We start from the raw sequence: 16101 nt of genomic DNA on the forward strand, positions 1-16101 counted from the left end.
CGCCGGTACTGACCGACCTTATTTTCCCACTGGGATCGTTATAGGCTTGGTCGTTACAGGCGGTCTATCGGTCGCAGGCACTGTAAACGGTTGCGTATGGTGGCCCTTCAAGGTGCGCTCATCGAACCACTCCACTCGCATGGTGGAGGCACTCCAGTCGAACATCACACGTAGGTAGGTGCCAAACATGATCGCCCCGCTGGAATACAGGGGAACCTTGCCGTACATCGAGTAGTTCATCTTGCCCAGGTCGCCGTGGTGATGGCCGGCAAACAGAGCCACCACATTGTTTTGCTCGATGAGTTGTTTGAACTTAGGTCTGATGGACCCATCCTGCCATTCGTTAGGTTTGTGCATATTGATGATCGTCACTTTCCCACGCCGCTTGGCCTCTTGCAGGTCTCGCTCCAACCAAGACATGGACGAGGTGATATTGAAACGGCGCGTGAGGCCCTTCGCGCCCCCCCCCGTTCCGAATGATCGGGTATAACCCGGCTCGTTGTTCAGTTGCACGATGTGCAGCCTACCGATATCGAACGAATAGGCCAACGAACCCGTGTGCGTGCGGTCCCTGAAGGAATGGTCAAAACTGAAGTTTTGTGCGTTTTCCTGCAGCGTCCTCGCCCAGCCGATATGGTCACAAACCGCATCGCGGGCACAACCATTATTCGCGCAGTCGTTTACATTGTTGGCGTAATCATGGTTACCGAGCCCGGGCAGAAACAAAGGCCCACCGCCGCTTTTGCTCATCGTTTTCTGAATAAAACTCCGGAACGCGGCCCGTTCATCACCGTGACCGTACTCAGTAATATCTCCATTGATAATCAACGGTACATACCGCCCCCCTTCTCGTTCCGACCGCAAGATGTCTGCCATACGATTGGTGATTCTCGTCCACGGCTCCTTAATCTTCCTGTTCATTCCAAGCTTGTGCCTGAAGGGTTGTGGGTCCGAGGTGATCAAAAGCTTTTGCTGCATCTGCGGTGCTTCTTGCCAGCCCGGCTTGATGTAGTCCTTGAACCCAGGCATAACGCGCCCCGTTACTTCACACCCTGGCGATTGACGATCGGGCGGTTGAAAAATCCCTCCCGGCGGAACTAGGCCGGCCATGGAACCCGTTGCGAACATTAGGCCGAACACAAACAGCGGCAATTGATACATGTAACTTAATTTAAACACGATTGGTCCTCCGTTCAATGACCGAGGAGACCATAGCAATCGAAAAACATGCCACATACTCGTAGATCTATTAGGTATTCTCCGCAAACAGATACCGCAATGCGCACGCCATCGCATTACAGCCCAGGAAATACAACCCGCTCAGAAAAGGCGCTGGAATTTAGTTCCCTGTGCAACTGGCGACTAGCCTTAGCGCAGCGATGACCGATAGCCACAACAGGTGCAACCACGGCTCTTCTACGAACGAGCCATGGTTACACTCTGTACTGCGTGACGGGTAGGCGCCTACTTCACAGCCTTCAAGGTGTCGACATTGTAGGTATATTGACCTTTCTGCGTGCGCCCGTCATACCAGCTGACCTGTAGCTGATTTTTACGCCAGTCGAACATCAGGCGTAGATAGTTGCTGTGCATGATCGCACCACTCGAGAACATAGGCACATCGCCGAAGGCAGAGTATCTCTTCTTCCCTAGACTGGTGTGATAGTGCCCTGCGAACACGGCAATCACCCGTTTATTGCCAATGATGTGCTTGAACGTTCGTTTGTAAACATCCTCGTTTTGCCAGTCGTCGGGCTTGTGCATGTTTATTATCGTGTACTGCCCTCGCGCCTTGGCGGCGGCTAAATCCTTTTTCAACCATTCCAACGACGAAGTGATTTCAAAGCGCCTCTCCTCGCCGGGCGACATGAACGCACCTCCCGTTCCAAACCTCGCTGTATAAGTAGGCTCGTTATTGAGCTGCACCACATGGACCTTGCCCACGTCAAATGAATATGACAAAGATCCTTTATGAACGCTCCTGCTGTAGGAATGGTCGAAATTCAGTCCCCTCGCCTGCTCTTGGATGGCCCGAGTCCAGATGATGTTGTCACATACCGCATCCCGGGCGCAGCCATTGTTCGCACATTTGTTAAGATTATTGGAATAATCATGGTTCCCCAATCCAGGGAAGAACAGGGGGCCACCCGGGGCGCCCGCCCTGACCGGGAAGGTGCGCTTGATGAACTCTCGGAAAGCCTTCCGTTCTCCGTTATGGCCAAACTCTGTGATGTCACCATTGAGGATCAACGGTACATAGTGAGCCCCCCCTCGCTCAGCGCGTAGAATGTCGGCCATGCTACTGCTCACGACGCGCCACCTCTTGGCGTTGACGTCGTCGTCGCCGCCAGCGGCAGGTTTCACCCTGAAAGGCTGAATGTCCGAGGTGATCAGCATCTTTTGCAGCGTTGGCGACGCCGTTTGCCAACCGGGGCGAATATACCCGCTGAAGTCTTCGGTAGTTTTCCGGGTAACTTCACAGCCCCGCGAGAATGGTGCCGGCGGTTGAGGTTTCGGGTAAATGCCTCCTGGCGGAACCACACCCGCATTAGCGCCACTGGCGAACAATACAATAGCCGCAAGAAATGGGAAACGCGGCGAACACTTATAGCCAAACATACAAAGTCTCCATTGAATAGGCCAGCAGACCCTATCAAAGCGGTATACGGGTCAATACTCGTATATCTGATAGGGTCTAATGACCAGTCCGGAAACTCAGCGGCGTTGCACCCTCCATTGGCCCAGCATGAATCAATCGCTCACACTTTTTATGGCTCTATCCTGGCGGGGAGATTTACCGAAACATGTTTTGTAACATCGAGCAAAATAAGAGGGGGAATCGAAACCACAGGCAATACTGACCTCCAGCACACTCATATCCGAATGTTGCAGTAACTGCCGAGCCTTGTCCAAACGCAAACGCAGATAAAAGGCACTGGGTGTCATTTCCAGGTGTAACTGGAACAATCGCTCCAGCTGCCGACGGGTTACTTGAATAAATTCGGACAGGCTGTGTGTATCGAGCGGCGATTCGATATTCCTTTCCATCTCGCCAATCACCTTCACCAACTTCTTATTGCTGATGCCATATCGGCTGGCGATCTGCATGCGCTGGTGATCCTGGCGGGGGCGGATCCGCCCCAACACGAACTGCTCGGAAACCTGCACCGCCAACTCGCTGCCGTGGGCCTGCCCGATCAGGTCGAGCATCAGGTCGATCGAGGCCGTGCCGCCCGCACAGGTGATGCGCCGACGGTCGATCTCGAACAGTTCTTGGGTCACCTGCAATCGGGGATAGCGCTCCTTGAACGCCTCCAGTGCCTCCCAGTGCAAGGTGGCGCGGTAACCATCGAGCAGCCCTGCTTCGGCTAGCACCATCGGGCCTGTATCGATACCTCCCAGAATCACGCCGGCATGATCGAGACGGCGCAACGCCTGCTGCAGCGACGGACCGTAGCAGGCCAGCGGCTCGAAGCCGGCAACGATCAACACGATTGCGCCGGCCTCGACCGCGCCCAGCGCAGCGTCGGCGTTCACCGACATGCCATTGCTGGCCAATACCGCACCGCCGTCCAGGCTCAACACCCGCCAACGGTACGACGGCCCCTTGAAGCGGTTGGCCACCCGCAGGGGTTCCACGGCGCTGATGAAGCCCATGGCCGAGAACCCTGGCAACAGCAGGAAATGAATCAATTGCGGCATTGCAGGCTCCACGGGAGAAGAAGTCGCTTGCGTGCAAATGTTGGTCGCCGGAGTGCGATTTTTCGCACTGTGGGCAGCGTAGCGTGTTCACACGGTCCAGAGAGACCGGCCACCATAACAATATGCACTGCCGATGGAGAGCCACCATGCACCGCTTTGTCCGCCGCAGCCTGCTGTCCCTTGCCCTGAGCAGCACCCTGGTCACCCCACTGTTCGCCGCCGAGCCGGCCGAATGCAAGAACGTCCGCTTGGGCGTGGTCAACTGGACCGACGTCATCGCCACCAGCGCCATGGCCCAGGTGCTGCTCGATGGCCTCGGCTACGACACCAAGCAGACCAGCGCCTCGCAGCAGATCATCTTCGCCGGTATCCGCGACCAACGCCTGGACATGTTCCTGGGGTACTGGAACCCGATCATGACCCAGATCATCACTCCGTTCGTCGACGCCAAGCAAGTCAAGGTACTCGACAAACCGAGCCTGGAAGACGCCCGCGCCACCCTCGCGGTGCCGAAGTACCTGGCCGACAAAGGCCTGAAGACGTTCGCCGACATCCACAAGTTCGAGAAGGAGCTGGGTGGCAAGATCTACGGCATCGAGCCAGGTTCGGGTGCCAACACCCAGATCAAGGCAATGATCGACAAGAACCAGTTCGGTCTGGGCAAGTTCCAGCTGGTGGAGTCCAGCGAGGCCGGGATGCTCGCCGCGGTGGACCGCGCCGTGCGGCGCAAGCAAGCGGTGGTGTTCTTCGGCTGGGCGCCGCACCCGATGAACGTCAACATCGACATGGTCTACCTGGGCGACAGCCAGGATGCTCTGGGCCCGGACGAAGGCCGTGCGACGGTGTGGACGGTCACTGCCCCGGACTATGCCGAACGCTGCCCCAATGCCAATCGCCTGCTGACCAACCTGAACTTCAGCGCCGAGGACGAGAGCCGCATGATGCAGCCGTTGCTCGACCACAAAGATGCGCTGGAATCGGCGCGCCAGTGGCTAAAGGACCACCCCGAAGACAAGGCCCGCTGGCTTGAGGGGGTGACCACCTTCGACGGCAAGCCGGCGGCTGAGAACCTCAAGCTCAGCGCCAACTGACCCGGCCTCTTCGCGGGCAAGCCCGCTCCCACAGACATACGCGCATGCCAGGGGCACTCCGCTCCCCTGTGGGAGCGGGCTTGCCCGCGAAAGGGCCACAACAGACACTAGAAGGAATACGCCATGAACCACGACGTCATCATCACCTGCGCCCTCACCGGCGCCGGCGACACAGTCGCCAAGAGCCACTTGGTCCCGGTCACGCCCAAGCAGATCGCTGAATCTGCCGTCGAAGCCGCCAAGGCCGGAGCCACCGTCGTCCACTGCCACGTTCGCGACCCCGAGACCGGCCGTTTCAGCCGCGACGTGGCGCTGTACCGCGAAGTCATGGAGCGCATTCGCGAAGCCGACGTGGATATCATCGTCAACCTCACTGCCGGCATGGGCGGCGATCTGGAAATCGGTCCGGGCGAGTCGCCCATGGAGTTCGGCCCAGGCACCGACCTGATCGGCCCGCTGGAGCGCTTGGCCCACGTCGAGGCGCTGCTGCCAGAGATCTGCACCCTCGACTGCGGCACGCTCAACTTCGGTGACGGCAACGCCATCTACGTCTCCACTCCGGCGCAATTGCGTGCGGGCGCCAAGCGCATCACCGAACTGGGGGTGAAGGCCGAGCTGGAAATCTTCGATACCGGCCACCTGTGGTTCGCCAAACAGATGATGAAGGAAGGCCTGCTCGACGACCCACTGTTCCAGCTGTGCCTGGGCATCCCGTGGGGAGCGCCGGCCGACACTACCACCATGAAGGCCATGGTCGACAACCTGCCGGCCAACGTCACCTGGGCTGGCTTCGGCATCGGCCGCATGCAGATGCCGATGGCCGCCCAGGCGGTGCTGCTCGGCGGCAACGTGCGGGTCGGCCTGGAAGACAACCTGTACCTGGACCGTGGCGTGCTGGCGAGCAATGGCCAGCTGGTCGAGCGTGCGGCCGAGATCATCACCCGTATGGGTGGCCGCGTGCTCAGCCCGGCAGAAGGTCGGGAAAAGATGAACCTCAAGCGCCGCTGATTCCCTCAGGAGACCAATATGTCCTTCATCACCGAGATCAAGACCTTCGCCGCCCTCGGTAGCGGCGTCATCGGCAGCGGCTGGGTCGCCCGCGCCCTGGCCCATGGCCTGGACGTGGTCGCCTGGGACCCGGCACCGGGCGCTGAGCAGGCACTGCGCAAACGTATCGCCAATGCCTGGCCGGCCCTCGAAAAACAAGGTCTGGCGCCTGGCGCTTCGCAGGACCGATTGAGCTTCGTCGCCACGGTCGAAGACTGCGTGCGCGATGCCGACTTCATCCAGGAAAGCGCCCCCGAACGCCTGGACCTGAAGCTCGACCTGCACGCCAGGATCAGCGCCGCCGCCAAGCCCGATGCGATCATCGGTTCCAGTACCTCGGGCCTGTTGCCCAGCGAGTTCTACGAATCGTCCACCCACCCCGAACGCTGTGTGGTCGGCCACCCGTTCAACCCGGTTTACCTGCTGCCGCTGGTCGAAATCGTCGGAGGCAAGCGCACCACGCCAGAAGCCATCGAGGCGGCGAAGACCATCTACACCGCCCTTGGCATGCGTCCACTGCATGTGCGCAAAGAAGTGCCAGGCTTCATCGCCGACCGCCTGCTCGAAGCGCTGTGGCGCGAGGCCCTGCACCTGGTCAACGACGGCGTGGCCACGACCGGCGAAATCGACGATGCGATCCGCTTCGGCGCAGGTCTGCGCTGGTCGTTCATGGGTACCTTCCTGACCTACACCCTGGCCGGTGGCGACGCCGGCATGCGCCACTTCATGTCGCAATTCGGCCCGGCACTGAAGCTGCCCTGGACCTATCTGCCAGCGCCAGAATTGACCGACAAGCTGATCGATGACGTGGTCGATGGCACCTCGGAGCAACTGGGCCAGCACAGCATCGCCGCGCTGGAGCGCTATCGTGATGACACGCTGCTGGCGGTGCTCGATGCGGTGAAGACCAGCAAGGCCAATCACGGCATGTCGTTCAGCGACTGAGGAAAACGCGATGCCCGCTTTGATCACCTACCGTACCCCAGTCCAGGAGGACTGGGTCGACTACAACGGGCATCTGCGCGATGCCTTCTATCTGCTGATCTTCAGTTACGCCACCGATGCGCTGATGGAACGCATCGGTCTGGACGCCGACAGCCGTGGGCAAAGTGGCCACTCGCTGTTCACTCTGGAAGCTCACATCAACTATCTGCATGAGGTGAAGCAAGGTACCGAGGTGTGGGTACAGACGCAGATCATTGGTTTCGACACGAAGCGTCTACATGTATGTCACAGCCTGCACCGGCCGGGGTTCGACGAGGTGTTGGCAGCGAGTGAGCAAATGCTCTTGCACGTGGATCTGGCTGGGCCGCGCTCAGCGCCGTTCGGCGAGCGCAGCACGTCATCGCTGCAGGACATCGCGGATCAACAAAGGGATCTGCCGCCCTGCGCGTTCGTTGGACGAGTCATAGCCCTACCCAAACCCCGCTGAAAAAAATAACCCCGGAAAGCCGTGAGCATCCGGGGCCAAGAGCGAGCAACATCCACTGTGCACGAACGAGGGTGACCAAACCTCCGTTGCGGTAGATGGCTTGAGTGTGCGCACTTCCTGCCTGGCCGATTTAGCCCGAAACGACCTGTTCTTAGTCAAAGCAGCCATTGCGACATTCTGTCCTTGCCGGCCTGTCGCCCGCGTCACAGAATCGGTCGTAAATCACAGCAGCACTCTCTTCGCGATAAAAGGGACAACAGCCATGATGCATGCGGATTTGATTGATCAGGACGACCTGTTGGGCCAACTGCGGGCGCGCGGGTTCGAGATTCCGGCAGGAGCCAGTGCCGAGCAAGCCTGCGAGGCTGTGGTGCGGGGGTTGACCGAGCCCAATGCCCGGGCGCTCAAGGGCATGGTCGAGCAGATGTACACCGGTAGCGCGACGATCTTGCCGGCGGTGCGACAGGCGATCGACAAGCAACTGTTACCGGCGTTGGCGCAGTTCAACAAACGCGCCTGAGCGTTTTTCCTGGGCGGGCCTCTTCGCGGGGCAAGCCCGCTCCCACAGGTACCCCACCGCCCTTGAGAACAGTGGGGTACCTGTGGGAGCGGGCTTGCCCCGCGAAGAGGCCCGCGTCGTTCTAGAGCCTCACACTGGCAAACGTCGACTCGTTACGCGCCTGACTCAACGCCGCCATCGGCCCACTGTGCGGCGACAGGGCCATGGCCTGCGGAATCGGCATCATCGCCACCTGCTGCGCGGTATTGGAACCCACACGCTCGTCACGCGGCGGAATGCCGAAGTACTCGCGGTAGCACTTGGAGAAGTGCGGTGTGGAGACGAACCCGCACACCGAGGCCACCTCGATGATCGACATCGGGGTCTGCTTGAGCAGTTGCCGGGCGCGGATCAGGCGCAGCTTCAGGTAGTAGCGTGACGGCGAGCAGTGCAGGTACTTCTGGAACAGCCGCTCGAGCTGTCGCCGCGACACCGACACATATACCGCCAACTCGTCGAGGTCGATCGGCTCTTCCAGGTTGGCCTCCATCAGCGCGACGATTTCCTGCAGCTTCGGCTGGTTGGTGCCGAGCATGTGCTTGAGCGGCACCCGCTGGTGGTCCTGCTCGTTGCGGATGCGCTCGTAGACGAACATCTCGGAGATCGCTGCCGACAGCTCGCGACCATGATCGCGGCTGATCAGGTGCAGCATCATGTCCAGCGGCGCGGTGCCGCCGGAGCTGGTGAAACGGTTACGGTCGAGGGTGAACAGACGAGTGCTCATGTTGACCCGCGGGAAGGCCTCCTGCATGGCGGCCAGGCATTCCCAATGCACGCTGCAATCGAAACCATCGAGCAGGCCGGCACAGGCCAATGCCCAACTGCCGGTGCATACCGCGCCCAGACGGCGAGACTGACGCGCCTGGACCTGCAGCCAGGTGACGTGCTCGCGGGTGACGCTGCGCTGGATACCCACGCCGCCACAGACGATCACGGTATCGATGGGCGGTGCGCTGTGCATCGCTGCGTCGGGAGTGATCTGCAAGCCATCGCTGGCCCAGACCTGGCCGCCGTCGGCAGTCAGCGTGTGCCAGCGGTACAGCTCGCGGCCGGACAGCTGGTTGGCCATGCGCAGCGGCTCGACGGCCGACGCCAGGGAAATCAGGGTGAAGTTGTCCAATAGGAGAAACCCGATGGACTGGGGTGCTGTGCGGTTCTGGGATTGATTCCCGGAGGTGTAGGACGTCATCGCGGTTTCTCCTCACACAAATGCTGGGGTGTGCCTCAGGCGAGCACTGATTCTTGTTATGGCGCCGGCTCAAAATGCCGGCGCTTGGATGCCAATCTCAACGCAAAGGTCGTGCCTAAAATTGAATGGTCGTCCGAAAAAACCTGAAAACGACCCCTTAATCAGGCAAATCAAGCACTTCGCCAAGCGTTGGTCAATCTTCGCAAACCTGCGTGCTAGCGCATTGCACGTAACGGCTGAGCAATTTGGTGACACGCGCAATATTGGTTGCCCAGAAACGACACTCTTGAGTGTCACCGACAACGCCAACACTGATTACGACAGCCGACGATCGGTCGGGATGAGCGGTGCACCAAGAAGGAGCGTTGAAACAAAATGATGCACCGGTAGATCATTCGTGGCGTTTTCACGGGCAAGCCCGCCCCCACAGATAATCCACGAAATCGAAGCATTGTGGGCTTCCTGTGGGAGCGGGCTTGCCCGCGAACAACACCAGTTACATCAACATTCGATGGCGCTGACCGCCAGGCCACCGCGCGAGGTTTCTTTGTACTTGTCGTGCATGTCGGCGCCGGTGTCACGCATGGTACGGATCACCTGATCGAGGGAAATGAAATGCTCGCCGTCGCCACGCAGCGCCATCTGCACCGCGTTGATGGCTTTCACTGCGGCAATTGCATTGCGTTCGATGCACGGCACCTGCACCAACCCGCCGACCGGGTCGCAGGTCAGCCCTAGGTTGTGCTCCAGGGCGATTTCAGCGGCGTTTTCCAACTGCGCCGGAGTTGCACCGAGCACCTCGGCGAGGCCTGCCGCGGCCATGGCGCAGGCCGAACCGACCTCACCCTGGCAGCCGACCTCGGCACCGGAAATCGAAGCGTTCTTCTTGCACAGGATGCCTACCGCGGCCGCACTGAGGAAGAAGTCGACCACACTGGACTCGTCCACGGCATCGCTGAAGCGCATGTAGTAGTGCAACACTGCCGGGATGATCCCCGCCGCGCCGTTGGTAGGCGCGGTGACCATGCGCCCGCCGGCGGCGTTCTCTTCGTTGACCGCGAGGGCGAACAGGTTGACCCACTCCATCGCGCTCATGGTCGAGCCGATCACATTGGGCTTGCCGATTTCCTGCAAGCTGCGGTGCAGTTTGGCGGCGCGGCGGCGCACGTTGAGCCCGCCCGGCAGCGTGCCTTCGTACTTCAGGCCATTGGCGACGCACTCCTGCATGGCGTCCCAGAGCTTATGCAAGCCTGCGCGGATTTCTTCCTCGCTGCGCCAGACCTTCTCATTGGCCATCATCAATTGCGACACGCTGAGGTCGTTTTGCTTGCACAAGCGCAGCAGCTCGGCGGCGCTGTTGAAATCGTACGGCAGCACCGTCTGGTCGGCGTCCAGCACACCGCTGGCAGCCTGCGCGGCATCGACCACGAAACCACCACCGACCGAGTAGTAAGTGTCGCGGTGCAGCTCGCCCTGCTCACCTTCGGCGATCAAGGTCATGGCGTTGGGGTGGTATGGCAGGTTCTCGTCCAGCAGCAGCATGTCGCGGGCCCAGACGAACTCGACGGGCAGCTGGTTATCCAGCAACAAGGTGTTGGTTTCGCGCAGGTCGGCGATGCGTGGCACGATCTGCGTCGGGTCGATGGCGTCAGGCCATTCTCCCATCAGGCCCATGATCGTGGCGTTATCGGTGCCGTGGCCGACCCCGGTGGCCGACAGCGAGCCATACAGCCGCACCTCGACCCGCTTGACCCGTTGCAACTCGCCGCGCTCGCGCAGCCCCTGGACGAACAACGCACCGGCCCGCATGGGCCCCACGGTGTGCGAGCTGGAAGGCCCGACACCGATCTTGAACAGGTCGAACACGCTGATGGCCATTGTCGAATCACCTCTTGCTGGGCTTGTCTCTGCGCGCCATGCGCAGGGCGGGGCAACTGCTAGGCTGATAGCTGCGAGCCGCCAGGAATGCACGCATCATCGGGCTTTTGCCTACCCCCTCGCCGTCTGCAACCGACGTACTTTTGTCCAGCTGCGCCGCTGACTTTTCCTACCCGCAAGCGCCGCTTTCGAGTGACCTTGTGACGTAAAACCGCGGCTGTATGGGTAGAAAAACCCATAAACGACATCGCCCATACTGGATGCGACCCGTTGCGTACTGGATACGACCCCACCAGTAGGCGATTGCCCGGCGCTGGAGGATTATCGAAAGCGACTCGTATAGCACGGCCACGCAACCTGCCCTCTGCAGGCCTGGTCGACCGGACCCTCAGAACGCCCGGCGACCCACGCGAACCCGAAGACAAAATCACAGGAGTCCATCCATGAAAGGTTCACCCTCGCTGTTGCTGGTAGCGTTGCTCACCGCTCCGCTGCTGGCCCAGGCCGCCGAACCCGAACAGTGCCAGACGGTACGGTTCTCCGATGTCGGCTGGACCGACATCACGGTCACCACGGCCACCACCAGCGTCGTGCTCGAAGCCCTGGGCTACAAGACCCACACGACGATGATCTCGGTACCGGTGACCTACAAGTCACTGGCCACCGGCAAGGACCTGGACGTGTTTCTCGGCAACTGGATGCCGACCATGGAGAACGACATCAAGCAATACCGCGACGCCGGCACCGTAGAAACCGTGCGCGCCAACCTGGAAAACGCCAAATACACCCTGGCGGTCCCCCAGGCGCTGTATGACAAGGGGCTGAAGGATTTCAGCGACATTCCCAAGTTCAAGAAAGAACTGGACGGCAAGATCTACGGCATCGAGCCCGGCAACGATGGCAACCGCACCATCCAGAGCATGATCGACAAGAACGCCTTCGGTCTGAAGGACGCCGGGTTCAAGATCGTGCAGTCCAGCGAGGCCGGCATGCTCTCGCAGGTCGACCGCGCGCAGAAGCGTGGCGAGGCGATCGTGTTCCTGGGCTGGGAACCGCATCCGATGAACACCCGCTTCAAGATGCAGTACCTGACCGGCGGGGACGAGTTCTTCGGTCCCGATTTCGGTAAGGCGACCGTGCTGACCAACACCCGCAAGGGCTATGTGCAGGAATGCAGCAACGTTGGCCAACTGCTGAAGAATCTGTCGTTCGAGCTCAAGGATGAGAGCACCATGATGGGCTATGTCCTGGACGACAAGATGAAACCCGAAGCAGCCGCCAAGAAGTGGCTCAAGGACAACCCCGGCAAGCTCGATACCTGGCTCGCCGGCGTTACCACCGTGGATGGCAAACCCGGCCTTGAGGCGGCCAAGGCCAAGCTCGTGCAATAACGAAATACGTAATAGCGCTACCTCGGGGCGGGACCGTGCCCGTCCCGGACTGATTTCAATCTTTGCAGGTGGAAGCTCGCTATCATGCTCATCGATCACAAAATACCCCTGGGTCAGTACATCGCGTCGTTCGTCGAATGGCTGACCCAGAACGGCGCCGATTATTTCGACGCCATCGCTCAGGGCCTGGAATTCATGATCCATGGCGTCACCAGTGCCCTGACCTGGTTCAACCCCTATGTCCTCGTCGCCCTGTTCGCCGCCCTTGCTTACCTGATCCAGCGTAAATGGTCGCTGACCGTCTTCGTCGCCCTGTCCTTCCTGCTGATCCTAAACCTGGGTTACTGGCAGGAAACCATGGAGACCCTAGCCCAGGTCAGCTTCGCCACCGTCGTCTGCGTTGCCATCGGCGTGCCGTTGGGCATCGTCGCGGCGCACAAGCCGATGTTCTATACCGCCATGCGTCCGATCCTGGACCTCATGCAGACGGTGCCGACCTTCGTCTACCTGATCCCGACCCTGACCCTGTTCGGCCTGGGCGTGGTGCCGGGGCTGATCTCCACGGTGGTATTCGCCATCGCCGCGCCCATCCGCCTCACCTACCTGGGTATCTGCGACGTGCCGCAGGAGCTGATGGACGCCGGCAAGGCATTCGGCTGCTCGCGCCGTCAATTGCTGACCCGCATCGAACTGCCTCACGCCATGCCGAGCATCGCCGCCGGCGTGACCCAATGCATCATGCTGTCGCTGTCGATGGTGGTGATCGCCGCCCTGGTAGGCGCCGATGGCCTGGGCAAGCCTGTGGTCAACGCACTGAACACCGCCGATATTTCCCTGGGCTTCGAAGCAGGTCTGGCCATCGTGCTGCTGGCGATCATGCTCGACCGTATCTGCAAGCAACCGGAGCTGCCGGTAAGGGGTGAAGCATGAGCATCATTCGTTTCGAAGACGTCGACGTCATTTTCTCCAGCAAGCCGCGCGAAGCGCTGGCATTGCTCGACGAGGGCAAGACCCGCGAACAGATCCTCAAGCAGACCGGGCTGGTGGTGGGAGTCGAGAAGGCCAATCTGGACATCAACAAGGGCGAGATCTGCGTGCTGATGGGCCTGTCGGGCTCGGGCAAGTCGAGCCTGCTGCGCTGCATCAACGGCCTCAACACCGTCAGCCGCGGCAAGCTGTTTGTCGAGCACGAAGGCAAGCACATCGACATCGCCAACTGCACCGCGGCGGAGCTGAAACTGATGCGCACCAAGCGCATCGCCATGGTGTTCCAGAAATTCGCCCTGATGCCTTGGCTGACGGTGCGTGAGAACATCAGCTTCGGCCTTGAGATGCAGGGCCGTCCGGAGAAAGAACGGCGCAAGCTGGTCGACGAGAAACTCGAGCTGGTCGGCCTGACCCAATGGCGCAACAAGAAACCGGACGAACTCTCCGGCGGCATGCAGCAGCGCGTGGGCCTGGCCCGGGCGCTGGCGATGGATGCCGATATCCTGCTGATGGATGAACCGTTCTCGGCCCTCGACCCGCTGATCCGCCAAGGCCTGCAGGATGAACTGCTGGAACTGCAACGCAAACTGAGCAAGACCATCGTGTTCGTCAGCCACGACCTGGACGAGGCGCTCAAGCTGGGTAGCCGCATCGCCATCATGAAGGACGGGCGGATCATCCAGTACAGCAAACCCGAGGAAATCGTCCTCAACCCGGCCGATGACTACGTACGTACCTTCGTCGCCCACACCAACCCGCTGAACGTGCTGTGCGGGCGCAGCCTGATGCGCACTCTGGACGACTGCAAGCGAGTCAATGGTTCGGTGTGTCTGGATCCGGGCGGCGACTCGTGGCTGGACCTGGGCGAAGGCAACTCGATCAAGCGCGCCCGTCAGGGACAGAACGGTCTGGACATGCAGAACTGGGCCCCGGGACAGGCAGTGGAAGGGCTGGGGCGCAAGCCGACGCTGGTGCACGCCGACATCGGCATGCGCGACGCGCTGCAGATTCGTTACCAGACCGGCAACAAACTGGTGCTGCAGGAAGACGACAAAGTGGTGGGGATTCTCGGGGATACCGAGCTCTATCACGCGCTGCTCGGCAAGACCCACGGGTGATGCAATTGGGGCCGCCTGGCGGCCCATTCGCGGGCAAGCCCGCTCCCACAGGCCCTCCACCGATTTCAAGGACGGTGCGGTCCCTGTGGGAGCGGGCTTGCCCGCGAATGGGCTGCAAAGCAGCCCCAATCAATGCTTCAGCGAACGACGATGCCGCGCGAAGCCATGTAGGCCTTGGCCTCAGGCACGGTGTACTCGCCGAAGTGGAAGATGCTCGCCGCCAACACCGCGCTGGCATGCCCTTCCAGAATCCCGTCAGCCAGGTGCTGCAGGTTACCCACTCCGCCCGAAGCAATCACCGGAATCCCCAGCGCATCGCTGATGGCGCGGGTCACGCCCAGGTCGAAGCCATTCTTCATGCCGTCCTGGTCCATGCTGGTCAGGAGGATCTCACCCGCTCCCAGGCCTTCCATCTTCTTCGCCCACTCGACCGCATCCAGCCCGGTTGGCTTGCGTCCGCCATGGGTGAAGATCTCCCAGCGCGGCTCCTCGCCAGGGCCCGACACCTTCTTGGCGTCGATAGCCACGACGATGCACTGCGAACCGAAACGGTCCGCGGCTTCGCCAACGAACTCCGGGTTGAACACCGCGGCGGTGTTGATCGATACCTTGTCGGCACCGGCATTGAGCAGATTGCGGATGTCCTGCACGGTACGCACGCCACCGCCCACGGTCAGTGGAATGAACACCTGGCTGGCCATGCGCTCGACGGTATGCAGGGTGGTGTCGCGGCCATCGACGCTGGCGGTGATGTCGAGGAAAGTGATTTCATCGGCACCCTGCTCGTTGTAGCGACGGGCGATTTCCACCGGGTCACCGGCGTCACGGATGTTCTCGAACTTGACGCCCTTGACCACCCGGCCGTTGTCCACGTCCAGGCAAGGGATGATGCGCTTGGCCAATGCCATGGTTCAGTCCTCAGCCTTGGTAGTTGTCACAGAAGGCCTGGGCCTCGGCGACATCGAGCGTGCCTTCGTAGATGGCGCGGCCAGTGATGGCGCCGATGATGCCAGGGGCCTTGGCATCGAGCAGGGCCTTGATGTCACCCAGGTTGTGGATGCCGCCCGAAGCGATCACCGGAATCGAGGTGGCTTCGGCCAGTGCCTTGGTGAACGGCACGTTACAGCCTTGCATCATGCCGTCCTTGGCGATGTCGGTGTAGACGATCGCCGAGACGCCATCGGCCTCGAAACGCTTGGCCAGGTCGATGACCTGCACCGAGCTGACTTCAGCCCAGCCGTCGGTGGCGACGAAGCCGTCCTTGGCGTCCAGGCCGACGATGACCTTGCCCGGGAACGCCTTGCACGCCTCGGCCACGAACTCAGGCTGCTTGACCGCCTTGGTGCCGATGATTACGTAGCTGACACCCGCCTTGACGTAGTGCTCGATGGTTTCCAGCGAGCGGATGCCGCCGCCGATCTGGATCGGCAAGGTCGGATAGCGCTTGGCGATGGCGGTGACCACTTCACCGTTGACTGGCTGGCCTTCGAAGGCACCGTTGAGGTCGACCAGGTGCAGCCGGCGGCAACCACCCTCGACCCACTTGGCGGCCATGCTCACCGGGTCGTCGGAAAACACCGTGGAGTCTTCCATGCGGCCCTGGCGCAGGCGCACGCAGGCTCCGTCCTTCAGATCGATAGCGGGGATAATCAGCATGTGTGTTCCTCGAAAAGTCACAAGCTGCAAGCTTCAAGCGACAAGCTTGCA

Annotated in this window: 15 protein-coding genes; 8 read left to right on the top strand and 7 right to left on the bottom strand. The window is 60.8% G+C overall.

The window, feature by feature from the left end:
• Positions 1-18: 18 nt before the first annotated feature.
• The 3 genes from KY379_RS05360 to KY379_RS05370 all read right to left on the bottom strand — a co-directional run bounded on the left by KY379_RS05360 (position 19) and on the right by KY379_RS05370 (position 3702).
• On the bottom strand, positions 19-1179 hold the full coding sequence (locus KY379_RS05360) for a metallophosphoesterase family protein (protein ID WP_261239376.1): 1161 nt from the start codon (positions 1177-1179) through the stop codon (positions 19-21).
• A 285-nt stretch (positions 1180-1464) separates the two neighbouring features.
• On the bottom strand, positions 1465-2619 hold the full coding sequence (locus KY379_RS05365) for a metallophosphoesterase family protein (RefSeq protein ID WP_261239377.1): 1155 nt from the start codon (positions 2617-2619) through the stop codon (positions 1465-1467).
• Between the two features lie 132 nt (positions 2620-2751).
• On the bottom strand, positions 2752-3702 hold the full coding sequence (locus KY379_RS05370) for a GlxA family transcriptional regulator (protein ID WP_261239378.1): 951 nt from the start codon (positions 3700-3702) through the stop codon (positions 2752-2754).
• Positions 3703-3848: 146 nt separating this feature from the next.
• On the opposite strand from KY379_RS05370, the gene choX reads away from it, so the two are divergent.
• From choX to KY379_RS05395, 5 genes are all read left to right on the top strand, one after another.
• Positions 3849-4793: a choline ABC transporter substrate-binding protein gene (choX, locus tag KY379_RS05375; protein ID WP_261239379.1), complete on the top strand. Its 945-nt coding sequence runs from the start codon at positions 3849-3851 to the stop codon at positions 4791-4793.
• A gap of 123 nt (positions 4794-4916) precedes the next feature.
• Positions 4917-5801 carry a 3-keto-5-aminohexanoate cleavage protein gene (locus KY379_RS05380; RefSeq protein ID WP_084942015.1) on the top strand — a complete coding sequence of 295 codons (885 nt, stop codon included), beginning with the start codon at positions 4917-4919 and terminating at the stop codon, positions 5799-5801.
• A gap of 18 nt (positions 5802-5819) precedes the next feature.
• Positions 5820-6785: an L-carnitine dehydrogenase gene (locus KY379_RS05385; RefSeq protein WP_261239380.1), complete on the top strand. Its 966-nt coding sequence runs from the start codon at positions 5820-5822 to the stop codon at positions 6783-6785.
• Positions 6786-6795: 10 nt separating this feature from the next.
• Positions 6796-7272 carry a thioesterase family protein gene (locus tag KY379_RS05390; RefSeq protein ID WP_196172074.1) on the top strand — a complete coding sequence of 159 codons (477 nt, stop codon included), beginning with the start codon at positions 6796-6798 and terminating at the stop codon, positions 7270-7272.
• Positions 7273-7534: 262 nt separating this feature from the next.
• Complete coding sequence (locus KY379_RS05395) at positions 7535-7792, top strand: hypothetical protein (protein WP_084941137.1); 258 nt, start codon at positions 7535-7537, stop codon at positions 7790-7792.
• Positions 7793-7913: 121 nt separating this feature from the next.
• On the opposite strand, the gene KY379_RS05400 is transcribed toward KY379_RS05395, so the two are convergent.
• Positions 7914-9020, bottom strand: a complete 1107-nt coding sequence (locus KY379_RS05400; RefSeq protein WP_133327486.1) for a GlxA family transcriptional regulator — start codon at positions 9018-9020, stop codon at positions 7914-7916.
• A 501-nt stretch (positions 9021-9521) separates the two neighbouring features.
• The gene (locus KY379_RS05405) at positions 9522-10898 is read right to left on the bottom strand and encodes an L-serine ammonia-lyase (RefSeq protein ID WP_261239382.1); all 1377 of its coding nucleotides are present in this window, start codon (positions 10896-10898) and stop codon (positions 9522-9524) included.
• Positions 10899-11341: 443 nt separating this feature from the next.
• On the opposite strand from KY379_RS05405, the gene KY379_RS05410 reads away from it, so the two are divergent.
• From KY379_RS05410 to choV, 3 genes are all read left to right on the top strand, one after another.
• Positions 11342-12289, top strand: coding sequence for a choline ABC transporter substrate-binding protein (locus tag KY379_RS05410; protein ID WP_133327490.1), 948 nt, complete (start codon positions 11342-11344; stop codon positions 12287-12289).
• An 81-nt stretch (positions 12290-12370) separates the two neighbouring features.
• Positions 12371-13219 (top strand): choline ABC transporter permease subunit, encoded by an 849-nt coding sequence (choW, locus tag KY379_RS05415; protein ID WP_196172089.1) that lies wholly within the window; start codon positions 12371-12373, stop codon positions 13217-13219.
• The gene (gene choV, locus KY379_RS05420) at positions 13216-14394 is read left to right on the top strand and encodes a choline ABC transporter ATP-binding protein (RefSeq protein WP_133327494.1); all 1179 of its coding nucleotides are present in this window, start codon (positions 13216-13218) and stop codon (positions 14392-14394) included. The genes choW and choV overlap by 4 nt, the downstream gene beginning before the upstream one ends.
• A gap of 137 nt (positions 14395-14531) precedes the next feature.
• Here choV and hisF read toward each other — a convergent pair whose 3' ends face one another.
• The gene (gene hisF / locus KY379_RS05425) at positions 14532-15302 is read right to left on the bottom strand and encodes an imidazole glycerol phosphate synthase subunit HisF (protein WP_079226229.1); all 771 of its coding nucleotides are present in this window, start codon (positions 15300-15302) and stop codon (positions 14532-14534) included.
• 10 nt (positions 15303-15312) lie between these two features.
• Complete coding sequence (gene hisA / locus KY379_RS05430) at positions 15313-16050, bottom strand: 1-(5-phosphoribosyl)-5-[(5-phosphoribosylamino)methylideneamino]imidazole-4-carboxamide isomerase (protein WP_003257484.1); 738 nt, start codon at positions 16048-16050, stop codon at positions 15313-15315.
• Positions 16051-16101 lie beyond the last annotated feature (51 nt).

The organism is Pseudomonas sp. HD6422, assembly GCF_025377065.1.
Classification (GTDB): Bacteria; Pseudomonadota; Gammaproteobacteria; order Pseudomonadales; family Pseudomonadaceae; genus Aquipseudomonas; species Aquipseudomonas putida_U.

Coding starts and splice junctions, on each gene's coding strand:
- choX (WP_261239379.1), top strand. CDS start 3,849: ATGCACCGCTTTGTCCGCCGCAGCCTGCTGTCCCTTGCCCTGAGCAGC.
- hisA (WP_003257484.1), bottom strand. CDS start 16,050: ATGCTGATTATCCCCGCTATCGATCTGAAGGACGGAGCCTGCGTGCGC.
- hisF (WP_079226229.1), bottom strand. CDS start 15,302: ATGGCATTGGCCAAGCGCATCATCCCTTGCCTGGACGTGGACAACGGC.
- KY379_RS05385 (WP_261239380.1), top strand. CDS start 5,820: ATGTCCTTCATCACCGAGATCAAGACCTTCGCCGCCCTCGGTAGCGGC.
- KY379_RS05405 (WP_261239382.1), bottom strand. CDS start 10,898: ATGGCCATCAGCGTGTTCGACCTGTTCAAGATCGGTGTCGGGCCTTCC.
- KY379_RS05370 (WP_261239378.1), bottom strand. CDS start 3,702: ATGCCGCAATTGATTCATTTCCTGCTGTTGCCAGGGTTCTCGGCCATG.
- choV (WP_133327494.1), top strand. CDS start 13,216: ATGAGCATCATTCGTTTCGAAGACGTCGACGTCATTTTCTCCAGCAAG.
- KY379_RS05365 (WP_261239377.1), bottom strand. CDS start 2,619: ATGTTTGGCTATAAGTGTTCGCCGCGTTTCCCATTTCTTGCGGCTATT.
- KY379_RS05390 (WP_196172074.1), top strand. CDS start 6,796: ATGCCCGCTTTGATCACCTACCGTACCCCAGTCCAGGAGGACTGGGTC.
- KY379_RS05380 (WP_084942015.1), top strand. CDS start 4,917: ATGAACCACGACGTCATCATCACCTGCGCCCTCACCGGCGCCGGCGAC.
- KY379_RS05400 (WP_133327486.1), bottom strand. CDS start 9,020: ATGACGTCCTACACCTCCGGGAATCAATCCCAGAACCGCACAGCACCC.
- KY379_RS05410 (WP_133327490.1), top strand. CDS start 11,342: ATGAAAGGTTCACCCTCGCTGTTGCTGGTAGCGTTGCTCACCGCTCCG.
- KY379_RS05395 (WP_084941137.1), top strand. CDS start 7,535: ATGATGCATGCGGATTTGATTGATCAGGACGACCTGTTGGGCCAACTG.